We start from the raw sequence: 11,461 nt of genomic DNA on the forward strand, positions 1-11,461 counted from the left end.
TGACATCCCTTCGGGATTACAGAATCAATATTTTGGTCACTCATAGGGTTTGTGAACGAAAGTACGCTGAATAGTTACAATTTTTGTAACAAAAGGTACTCCTGTTGTCTGAAGAATTTCTGTGCTAAACCAGTCGCTACGCAGTTAGGAAATCAGGCGGATGTGAAGTCGGGATGAATGAGTTGGGTTGGTTAAATTGTTTTGTCTGTTGAATTTGTTAGCTGTTGATGGTATTTTAATGAAAATATAGAATATTGAAAAGGTATATCCGGAGATTATTTGTGATTCAATATTAACCGCGGGACGAATGGACAAGTTATGTCTTCGGTTACGGAGTGACATGGACAAACTTGTTTGTTCGTGGTGTTTGAATATACACACAGATTTGGAATATATCACACGGACAAACAAAGTTTGTCCGTGCCACCCTGTAACCCGCTTAAATAAAATGAAAATTCCTATACAATCAAGTTATGACAAGAGGGAGTAAAAAAAGACATGAAAAGTGCATTTATTACTGGTATCACAGGCCAGGATGGATCATACCTTGCCGAATTCCTCCTGTCGAAGGGTTATGAAGTGCATGGACTTATTCGCAGGGCAAGCACCTTCAATACAGGGAGGATTGATCATCTCTATATTGATCCGCATATTCCCGGTGCAAAAATGTTTCTTCATTATGGTGATCTCTCAGATTCCGGACAATTTACCAGTCTCATTTACAATATCAAGCCGGATGAAATATATCATCTGGGGGCGCAAAGTCACGTAAGAGTAAGCTTCGACATGCCGGAATATACCGGAGATATATCAGCCCTGGGGACAACACGGCTTCTTGAGGCAATCCGGAGGAGCGGCATAAAAACCAAATTCTACCAGGCATCTTCATCAGAGATGTTTGGCGCAACGCCACCACCTCAGCATGAAAAATCGTTGTTTTATCCAAGAAGTCCTTATGCAGCGGCAAAGCTCTATGCGTATTGGATAACGGTAAACTATCGGGAAGGATATAACCTGTTTGCCTGCAATGGCATACTTTTTAACCATGAATCACCACGCAGGGGAGAGACTTTTGTAACGAGAAAGATTACAAGGGCATTAGCCAACATTCTTGCCGGAAACCAGAAAAAACTCTATCTGGGAAATATGAATGCGAAAAGAGACTGGGGTTTTGCTCCCGAGTATGTGGAGATGATGTGGCTTATGCTCCAGCAGAATTCACCGGACGATTACGTGGTGGGTACAGGGAATAGTTATTCGGTGAGGGAGTTTGTAGAGAAGGCGTTCCGTTATGCGGGTATCGAACTGGAGTGGAAAGGGAGCGGCAAAGATGAAAAAGGTATCATTAGCTCCCGCCCCCAAACCTTGAGTACGAAGATAAATACAGGAGATGTCGTTATAGAAATAGACCAAAAATACTTCAGACCAACAGAGGTTGAGTATTTAAAGGCGGACATTACTAAAGCGAAAACAAGACTTCGGTGGGAACCGAGGATAACGTTCGACGAGCTTGTTAAAATTATGGTAGATTACGACATGAAGATTTTGGGGTTGGAACCACCCTGTGAGGGAATCGATGCGTCAAGGAACAAGGGCTTTAGCTATACAAATCACGATTTTTCTTTGTATGAAAAGATACGGGAAGGATGTTAGGTAATCGTAAGGAATAACGGGTAATGCATGATGCAGCAGGGTCGCAAACAATCTGCCAGCATGTTGGCCTGTTTGGCTTGCACGCTTGTGCCCGAAAAGTATAATTGCTTATACCAGATAAACCGGACAGAGCACGATAAATTTTGCTCTTATTGGATTTTTCAAAAAACTAAAGTGTTACAAAGAAAGTTTTATCAATAAACCCTAAGGATACACGTCATGAAGACATTCATCCTTGCCGGCGGCGGAGGGGAAAGGCTCTGGCCTTTATCCAGAAATAATTTTCCGAAACAATTTTTGAAATTGAACGGGAACATGTCCCTTTTGCAACAAACCGTTGATCGGCTCCTGGGCGCTGTTTCAGCAAAGGATATTATTGTCATAACAAACCGGAACTACCAATTTCATGTTTCTTCGGCTCTGAATTCCATGCCACGCACGGATGGTTCTGTTTCCAGCGCACATATGATCCCTGAGCCTTTAAGCAGGAACACCGCGCCTGCAATAGCGCTGGGGATGAAATACTGCAAAGAAAAACTCAAATGCACGGAGGATGAAATCATATTTTTATCCCCCGCCGATCATATCATAAAACCCCCGGAGGCATTTGCTGACCAGATGAGGCATGCAGAAAAGATTGCCCAAAAAGGATATATTGTAACCTTTGGGATAAAACCGGACAAGCCGGAGACTGGTTTCGGCTATTTAAAGTTCGGTGATCAATCGTTAACGGACGGCACCACAAAATTCTTCAAAGTGGAAAGATTTGCGGAAAAACCTGATCGGGACACGGCGAAGCAATATATCCGTGAGGGAAACTATTATTGGAATTCGGGCATGTTTGCCTTCCGGATACGAACCATGACGGAGGAACTTCGGCGCTATGCACCGGAAATTTTGAAAATATACCACCTCGGGTACGAGGAAATGTTGTCGCAGTTTCAGCAAATGCCCAGCATTTCCATTGACTATGCGGTTATGGAAAAATCAGACAAGGTCGTGGCGTTACCATTTGATTTATACTGGAACGACGTCGGCTCGTGGGATGCCTTATTTGATATTCTCGATAAGGATGAGCATGGCAATGTACTGCAAGGCGATGTTATGGTACTAGACACCAAAGACTCCTTTCTTATGGGGAAAAAAAGACTCATTACTGCCATTGGTCTCGAAAACTGCCTTGTGGTAGAAACGGATGATGCCATACTGATAGCCAAGAAAGGGGAGGCGCAAAAGGTAAAGGACATCGTAAACAAACTCAAGGAAAATGCGAGACCCGAGGCCATTGAGCAGGTTACTACCTACCGGCCGTGGGGAAACTATACGGTGCTTGAAAATGGCCCGCGGTATAAAATAAAGCGGATCGTGGTGAATCCGAACGAAAAGCTCAGCCTGCAAATGCATCATCACCGGTCAGAACACTGGGTGGTGGTAAAAGGAATCGCAAAGGTGACCACCAACGATAGGGAGAGCTTTATCCATGAAAACGAATCGGCATTTATTCCAAAATCAACGATGCACCGGCTAGAAAATCCCGGTAAGATACCCCTTGAAATCATTGAAGTGCAGAATGGCGAATATCTTGGAGAAGACGACATTGTCAGATTTGACGATGCCTATGGAAGAACCGGAGGACCCGCCCCCCTCCCCATGAATTTATCCGGGGAATACGGGAAAGAGCAGGCACATTAAAAAACGTGGCGCCGACCTCTCCCCGTTTGCTGTCGAAGACACGTACCGTCAACAGATTCTACTATGTTCACCTGTAAGAACTTTATGCATCCTCATAATCCTCCGTAAACAGAGGAAAACAGGAGATACGTCCCCGAATGCCTGATTTAACTGCAATCCTGATGAGGAGATCTTCGGTGTGAGTTTGAAAGAACGACACACCCTTGTTTAAGAATATTTTTGAATGTTTTTTGGCGAAGTAGGCGAAACAACCGGTGATTATACAGCCGCCGAGACATAAAAATACAGAAACAAAAAGATAAGATCGTTGTCTTTTTGTCACTCGACGGACGAACGGATAATGAACTATTTCGTCTCGGCGTCCACTGATGATTTGCCGAGGTCTCCGAGACTATAGGAAAAACGAGTTGTTCCATAAACTCCTCAATGATGGGAGGGTTATTCAGCCCCAGGCACAGGTGGATAACCTCCTTCCGCACCTGTTTTCATAATTTGCAAGGAGCGCTTCAACCAATTGCTTGTTTCCCATCTGCTCCGTCGTAAGATATTCCTGAAAACTCAGATGCTGAAATCCGTATTCAGTCTTGTTGTATTCCATGAATATGCTGCTTCTGTCTCCGATATTGAGCAAGAGTTTCCTGAGGTCAATAGCCGACTTCCCATTTCCTTCCAAATAATCATGATCCCTAAACCCTATCCCTATGGACGTGAAACGTGAGGGTTGATCCGGTGACTGTACTTCGGCCAGTATACAGGAAAATAGCAACCCATAACAGGAAAAAAAAGGAAATTACTGACGGATTCCAAAGTGATACTAAACCAATTCTTACATCTGTCTGCGTGACTGATGCGGAGGGTGAAAAGTACCCTATGCCCAATGAATAGACAATCGAAATAATCGCCATAATCTGGTATACAGAAATTCTTCTTCCACCTCTGTAATCAGCCCTAAAAATTTCGGAGAACGCTCGCCATGCCTGTGTAACTACCACAGTCAGAATAAATGCAACAATGTAGCGTGATTGTAAGAAAAGGAGCATGCTAAATATGCCCGTGATTAAATACAGGATCGATGTGATTGCCTGTATCGGTATAACTTTCACACCATCCAAACTGCTTTCATACGCAATTTTTTTCGTTTTTCCTGAAAACGTGAAACAGTATTTATCAAAAATCCTGCGCAATATCGGATGGCTCTGAGACAAGGGTTTCCCGTAACAGCAGCCGAAGCTGATACATGCCAGCCGTCCTATTGTCTCTCCAAATGAATAAGAAATTACAAACGCGGCCAAGAAAGGAACAAGAGGGATATGAAAATTCGATCTCGCTCCCAGAGTTACATTGGTCAACCAGAGAGCCCATGGGATGATAAGTATTCCCACGAAAGAAGCGCCACCAATGGTGAAGGTGTATAATTTTTTTTCAACAATTTTTGCTATGAATCTCGACGCCGGTACACAAATTAGCAAAAGGGTTAGTACCATTACGAAAATACCGGTTAAAGGAATCTTGAGGGTGCCCAAAAGGATAAACAATATGACTCCGGCAACATCATAAGCGCTGGCTACTAATAAACCGTAGTAGGTCAGATTCACCCCTCTCCAACAGCCAGACTCTTCCTTAAAAACCGGAACAGAAGCAACGATCTGCCAACCTTCGCCAGGTAAAGTCTTGAACGACCACCTTAGAAGCACTATAAAGAATGCTGCCAGTACGAAAACGAATAATCCATTCGCCATTCAAACGATTCTCCTTTAAAGTCATGTAACAAATTATGGTTATCCGATATTAACGGCACTTGCAATAAAAGAACGGACCTTAACATCCGTCTCTACAAGTGACATTCCGAACCCTTTGGAGAAACGGCTTTCTACATCTTGACGGGACATATTCCGTATCAAGTCTTCTGCAAACATTACCCGTTCCTTTTGAAAAATCAGCACCGTGGTACTACTGCCAGGCAGATAGAGGCTTTTGGGAAGACCTTTTATGAAGAAGATCCCTGTTCTCACTTGCTGCGGGCGGTCATATCCCTTCTCACTGTAACACTGGACAATTTTGCCGATCATCAGCGCCACAATTTCAATCATAACCACGAAACCTGCTTTTGTCCCACCGGGAACATCTGTATCTATGACCGTAATAACCCTCTTATTCTTTGAATAAGGAGTTACCATAGCCACCACGGCCCCGGGATTACATGCGTGGTAATTGCCTTCTAATTCATAGAAGTCAACAACCTTTCCGGCCACTGGCGTGTGGTTATAATGATATTTCTCCGGCGTCAGCCGGAATACAGCAAATTTCCCATTCAGAAATGCTCTCAACCATTCCCTCTTATTACGCCCCAAAAGCTCCTCATAGCCAAAAAATTTTTCTTTTAGAAACAGCTTTGATGTCTCGCAAAACGAGCCAACGAGAACCCGTGAATCCGACGGAGCAACGATTGCAGAGGGTTCCTCAGACATTGGGCGACATTCCCAATATCGTATTTTTCTTTCGAATACTTTTCTGGTCGTATTTAAGGTGTTATGGTTATCCACACACTCATCCAGGTTTATACCGTCTGGGTAGAAAGGCCCTTTTCCCCGTGACACCTTTGAGCCGATGATAGCGTTATAGTTGATATATCCAAACAGACTCGACCCCCAGGCGCTAGTGAGGGCTTTAAAGAGCATCGGAGCATTTTCTCTGGTGTTTGAATAAAGGAATTTAACCGCTCCATCAGCATAGAGCCGTTCCGTACAAATCTTACCGCTATCCCGTTCAATATATTGATGCTGGGTTGTAAACATCTCGCCTGAGGAAAAACATTTTGTTGTGTTTGTTTTTCAAGAAATATTTTTAACCATCTCAGTTTGTCTCATGTCGTAATCGATATTAATCAGCATGAGATGGATAAGTCGCCTAAGATCATCCTCTGATGCCACCTCATTCATCACATCGTTTCTAACAGCAGTGAGAAACTTCTGCATGTTTCTGTTCTGCAGGATGTCCTGAATTGCTTCCTGATGATCGTTAGCTTCATCGCAACTGCTGGTGGCACATCGCTTATCGAAATCCTCTTTCAGAATTCGGAAGGATTCGGCAACATGGTGTTTCCTGAGACTATCCCGATAATACCTTTCTGCAGCCAGGTTAAATTCATTAGCCATAATATCTATAGGAGAATGCGCATTCAATTCATTGAGAATCTCACGGGTTAACTTCCCGGTAACAGAGTATCTGCCAGGATTTTCAAGCCGCTGTTGCAAATCTTCCATGGTCTCTTTCAGATTTAACATCTCGATCAGGTCGACCGCGTCTTTCTGAAGAATCTTCGCTAATGCCCTGCAGTACTCAACATGGCATATCTGCAAGTAACCTGGAAATTTGCGACTGTGGTGAATCATGTTTGTCTGTGTCACGATCTTTTTGAGGAACAGGTTGCTGGTATTTTTCAGAATATAAAATGTGGGAATACCGATGGCTGCACCGAAGAAGATTTGCCGGCGCTCGCTTTCGATAGTAGGATCATCGGGAATATGAAAGTGGGTAACGTCGCCTTCTGCGATGTATTTGAATGCCAATGCGTTCACGAGAGTTTGTAAATCTGCCGCCCTGCCCATGTCGTCCTCCAGACTCAAAAAAAGGCTATAGTAACGTCCTTCGAAACCTGAAAAACCCATGGTATTGAATTCACGAAGCCTATACAACAAATACGATGACATTCGGACATCGAATATCTCAAGATCGGCGAGGTCTTTTTTCAGTCTCGCATCATTTCCAAGGGTTCCGTCTAATACTGGACTCCGGTCTGTGCTCAGCAGAGACATAAAGTAATCAACAAGGCGGAAATCCGGGACAAAATCTCCTTTCAGCCGTAGAATATTGCGTATAGTCCTGCCAAGCCATGGTGGTCCAAATGGGGTAATCGGCTTACCCAGAAATTTTACGTGAGCTTTTTTCTTCCATTTGCGCCAGATCATTTGCAAATGCATGCAATCAAGTTCATGAGGAAGGAACCCTAACGCCTTTTCCGGTCTGAAGTCAGTGAAATCCATCCGATAGGGAGCAGCACTGTACGTTCCTACAAAGAGCGGCAGGAAATGTTCAACTATTTTGATGACAAGATCGCCGAGATGTTTCTCGTATAACCTGGCAAATCCAGAAACATCTTCCCGAAGATAGCTGGATAATCTTACGCTGCCCAGGCTCAGATGTGTGCCATTGTTTGCAAGACTAATGTTCGAAGTGTTGGACAATACCGCCGTGTAACTGGCAATGATATTTGCCTTATGTAATTTTCCCATAGCGGTTCGTAGGCTGCGGCTTAAGACCTGATGACAGAGGTGCATGTAATTGTATTTAGCCTCTCCAACGTTCCAGCCTGAAAGACAGGGGTTAATAAATAGCTCTCTATAGAAAGAGTCGGGAATGATCTTGTTAAGCCTTTTCTGTCGAATAGGGGGACGGGCCGAGAAATAAATCTTCACATTTTGTCCCCTCGCCTGAAGCAAAAATTTATTATTGGCGTACATCGTCAATAATTGTGTTAACAAATACCGTTTTGAGGTCTCCCTGGCTATAGCCCTGCCCATACCGGTATCCGGACGCAACGGAACTACATACAACGAAAAAGTTTCCGGTGAGATGTTGTCATTGAGAAAATGACGGAGGACTCGTTCGCCTGTTCGTCGAACGAGTTTCGGGATTGCTCCTTTTGAGCCAATGGCGTCAGCCAGAGATAGCTTAAGGAGATAACTGACCGGAATACGAATGAACTCCTCACCGTATTCATAAAAAATAAACTGGTCTGCATCTGTCCTCAGACCAGCACATGGATCGTTTTTGTTGGCGCGCAAATCAATGGTAAATACCGAATTTGCAAACTGGCATAGAGTCCTTCGGGGAAACCGAACCCAGCTGTTTTCCCAGACATTTTCGGTATTTTCGTTCAGGAATTTTTCAAGGTCAGTAATGACACCCTTTGGCGCTTCACCCGAAGCTGCACGCTTCCTTATACTACTGAAATAGTTGGATCGTTCAATGGTTATGGGAAGGTCCACATTATTATTCATCCCTTCCACAACAGCTTGAAGTTCATTTTCTGAGCCAGCAGTAATGTCGTTGAGTGAAAAAGGAAGTGATTCAAGAAACCGGTCGGAATTTCTGGCATGAATTCCCAGCAATTCTAAAATTTCTTTGGGATGCAGAGGACAACGACGATTGGCTTTATCCGGAAGCAATTCTTCTTTATTAACCATATTGATTCGGCTAAATAATATTTTCTTTGCTAAAACTGGTAGCTCAATCCAATAAAAAATGTCCTTCCCGGCCTGGGCAAATCACCTTCTATCGAAGTAGGTCCTGGATCACTATAGTTCTTGTCAAGCAGATTGAATACCGTTCCCTGTATTTCCATCGTCTTGAAAAATTCTTTTGCAATAACAGAAAGATTCAGCAGTGCATAAGCTGGCAGGTCGTTCCTCTGATCTCCAACTTCTCTTGAACGTTTTCCACTGACAAAGGTACTCAGGTTGGTGTTTATATACTTCCAATAGTGCACATTTACACCAAAGTTACCATGATGGTGTGCAACAAATGGCAAATCATTTCCGTTAGTGTCTTCCGGATTCTGAAAAGTATAATTCATAAAGATGTAGTTATCCTTGATAATATCCACCCTGGTCTCCATCTCGACACCTTGCACACGGGCATCCTGATTTTCATAATATTGCGTAGTATTGTTGTACGGCAGGGCGCGCAAAACAATAAGGTCATTGATTTCGTTATGGAAGTAATTAATACTGCTGGAAACATGTTTATTAAATTGATAACTTAATCCAACCTCGAATGTCTTAATTTTTTCTGGTTTTAAATCTACATTCCCCTCAACGGCAGGTTGGTTAGCAAGGAATAATTCCATAAAACTGGGTGGACGGAATGCCTCTCCGTAAAGGAATTTTAGTGAGGCGCCTTTCATAAATGCCCACGATAAGCCGGCCCGCGGGTTGGTTTGGCCACCAAAATCGCTGTACTGATCGTGCCTTGCACCTACGGTCAGATTCACCGTATCGGTAATGTCCCATGTGTCCTGCAGATAAACGGACCATATCCTTCGGGTAAAATCCCTCATAAAGGAATACGTATCTGAAAAGTTCCGGATAGATCCCAATGGCTCTAATGTAACCGGATTAAAATTAGTTAAATACTGAACATTGGATTGATTGATTAACCGATATTCAAATCCCAGGGTTAGGGTATTTCCATCAAACAAGTTATAATCAAATGGAATCTCAGTCCCAACGACCCTGTTAATTATCTTGCCGTTTCCGATGACCCCGTTAGAAAAAGTATTAAGTTTCCCATTTTTATCGGGTATTGTTGTGCCATCAGGCAAAGACTTGAGAAAGTAGTCGTCGTCGAACTGATCATAATAAATTCTGGGAGCAAAACTAAAATTTTCCTCAAACGTTTTTTTATAGCCAGTGTCAACAAACACATAGTCGTTTTCAATATGAGAACCGTCGGCAAGTGCACCCTGGGGACCGGCGAATGGTCCTCGCCGTTTGTTGACATACAAGCCTTCAACATATATATCTTTGTAAACCATCTTCGTATTGAGATCATATTCTTGCCTTGCATCATGAACCTTGCCAGGAGCTTCTGAAACCGGAGGATAACCAAGGAGAGAAAGATTTTTATCAAGAATTGTTTGGTAATCACTTTTAACAATACCATCAAAACCATTGGTTTGCCTATAGCGAGCCATTCCAGAGACGCTGACATTCCCGTACGTCTTGCCGAAGACGATATTTTCGTCGTAGGTATCAAAACTTCCGTAACCACTGCTTACCCTTGCACCATCAATATCCTTCGTGTCTTTGGTAATAATATTGATAACCGAGAGAAGTGCATTTTCCCCGTACACGGCGGAAGCTGGTCCTCTTATGATTTCTATCTTTTTTATATTCTCTACAGGAAAGTCGTCAAAATTATCAAAGGCTCCACCACTGGATGGATTATTTACATGGTGTCCGTTGAGCATTACCCTTATGCGCTCTGAGCTGATAACACCTCGTACTGCTGGGGATACCGTCCCAAAGCCAAAGTCCTTTAAGATTTCAAATCCAGGCACCGTCCTTAAGATTTCCACGAAGGTACGGTACCCGAGATTTTTAATCTCCTCTGCGGTAATTACGGTAACGATGCTGGGCGCCTTGCCGGCAGGAGTTTCATGTCTCGTGGCAATGGATACTTCTTCTCCGGCGCCAAACCAGATGGCCTCCGTCGAGATTTCTTGTGCCAATGCAGCTTCCATGTCTTTTGTATGCCTTTCTTTGTTGTCAGGCGTTGTTGTTATGGGTAGGGTTGTTTCTGCATCTTCCGCGTGGATCGGAGATGAATGAAAGATGATGCTTATCAACAGGATGTTTAAGGGCAGGAAACGCTGAAAGAAGAATTTTCTCTGTGCGATCTTTTTGGCCATAAAAGATACCCCATCAGCTTGAATTATACTGTTCTAAGAATGAGAGGCCATTATAGATTCAAATTCCCGATTTCTTCGTGTTGCTTTTAAATCATAACGCAGCAAAGCCTCGGCCAACCCCCCTATTAACCGGAACAAAGGGCGGGTGTAAAAAGATTACGAAAAAAAGATGCATTGAGCATGCTAATGTTATAAACATATCTTGTCAAGAGAATTAATTTGTTATTCATTCAGGTCTGACTATAACAAGTTCTCCAAACAACAATCATTTACTGGGGGGTAGCCTGCAAATCGTACGGAATTCATTACCGATAAGCCCATAAACTTACTTCTCCTTGTGAGCTTTGCATCCGGTTTATTTCTCAAACTCCGTTGTTTTGTGCCCTCTGATTATTCAGGATTTTTTCTTATCGTGACGTGCCTTGTGATCTTTGACAAGAGAAATGCCGTGTAACAGAGACACAGAAGTGTTTTGTGGAACGGTTGCTTAATGATTTGAATTTGAATCGTTTATGGACAAAAAGAATATATATAAGGTAACTATTCAGTGAAACTGATGGTGAGAGAGAATATTTTCTCGGAATAGTTAGAAGCCGATAGGGAAAACGGGCAGACGGGAAAATCCCGAAGGGATGACATGATTAT

7 protein-coding genes are annotated in these 11,461 nt (G+C 43.2%); 2 read left to right on the forward strand and 5 right to left on the reverse strand.

Annotated features, from left to right (window positions below; all coding sequences use genetic code 11):
* Positions 1 to 498 precede the first annotated feature (498 nt).
* On the forward strand, positions 499 to 1,653 hold the full coding sequence (gmd, locus tag BIY37_RS07050; protein ID WP_070067135.1) for a GDP-mannose 4,6-dehydratase: 1,155 nt from the start codon (positions 499 to 501) through the stop codon (positions 1,651 to 1,653).
* Positions 1,654 to 1,872: 219 nt separating this feature from the next.
* On the forward strand, positions 1,873 to 3,345 hold the full coding sequence (locus tag BIY37_RS07055; protein ID WP_070067136.1) for a mannose-1-phosphate guanylyltransferase/mannose-6-phosphate isomerase: 1,473 nt from the start codon (positions 1,873 to 1,875) through the stop codon (positions 3,343 to 3,345).
* 442 nt (positions 3,346 to 3,787) lie between these two features.
* On the opposite strand, the gene BIY37_RS07065 is transcribed toward BIY37_RS07055, so the two are convergent.
* From BIY37_RS07065 to BIY37_RS07085, 5 genes are read right to left on the reverse strand one after another with little or no spacing between them, the layout of a single operon-like run.
* Complete coding sequence (locus BIY37_RS07065) at positions 3,788 to 4,018, reverse strand: hypothetical protein (RefSeq protein ID WP_070067138.1); 231 nt, start codon at positions 4,016 to 4,018, stop codon at positions 3,788 to 3,790.
* A 13-nt stretch (positions 4,019 to 4,031) separates the two neighbouring features.
* Positions 4,032 to 5,084 carry a prolipoprotein diacylglyceryl transferase family protein gene (locus BIY37_RS07070; RefSeq protein ID WP_070067139.1) on the reverse strand — a complete coding sequence of 351 codons (1,053 nt, stop codon included), beginning with the start codon at positions 5,082 to 5,084 and terminating at the stop codon, positions 4,032 to 4,034.
* 39 nt (positions 5,085 to 5,123) lie between these two features.
* Entirely contained in the window at positions 5,124 to 6,140 is a 1,017-nt protein-coding gene (locus BIY37_RS07075) for a phosphatidylserine decarboxylase (protein WP_070067140.1), read from the reverse strand.
* Positions 6,141 to 6,176: 36 nt separating this feature from the next.
* On the reverse strand, positions 6,177 to 8,591 hold the full coding sequence (locus BIY37_RS07080) for a hypothetical protein (RefSeq protein WP_070067141.1): 2,415 nt from the start codon (positions 8,589 to 8,591) through the stop codon (positions 6,177 to 6,179).
* A 29-nt stretch (positions 8,592 to 8,620) separates the two neighbouring features.
* Positions 8,621 to 10,816 carry a TonB-dependent receptor plug domain-containing protein gene (locus tag BIY37_RS07085; protein ID WP_070067142.1) on the reverse strand — a complete coding sequence of 732 codons (2,196 nt, stop codon included), beginning with the start codon at positions 10,814 to 10,816 and terminating at the stop codon, positions 8,621 to 8,623.
* Between the last annotated feature and the right edge of the window lie 645 nt (positions 10,817 to 11,461).

The organism is Candidatus Brocadia sapporoensis, assembly GCF_001753675.2.
GTDB lineage: Bacteria > Planctomycetota > Brocadiia > Brocadiales > Brocadiaceae > Brocadia > Brocadia sapporoensis.

Excerpts from the sequence above, each read along its gene's own strand:
- BIY37_RS07070 (WP_070067139.1), bottom strand. The coding sequence starts at position 5,084 with ATGGCGAATGGATTATTCGTTTTCGTACTGGCAGCATTCTTTATAGTG.
- BIY37_RS07055 (WP_070067136.1), top strand. The coding sequence starts at position 1,873 with ATGAAGACATTCATCCTTGCCGGCGGCGGAGGGGAAAGGCTCTGGCCT.
- BIY37_RS07080 (WP_070067141.1), bottom strand. The coding sequence starts at position 8,591 with ATGGTTAATAAAGAAGAATTGCTTCCGGATAAAGCCAATCGTCGTTGT.
- gmd (WP_070067135.1), top strand. The coding sequence starts at position 499 with ATGAAAAGTGCATTTATTACTGGTATCACAGGCCAGGATGGATCATAC.
- BIY37_RS07075 (WP_070067140.1), bottom strand. The coding sequence starts at position 6,140 with ATGTTTACAACCCAGCATCAATATATTGAACGGGATAGCGGTAAGATT.
- BIY37_RS07085 (WP_070067142.1), bottom strand. The coding sequence starts at position 10,816 with ATGGCCAAAAAGATCGCACAGAGAAAATTCTTCTTTCAGCGTTTCCTG.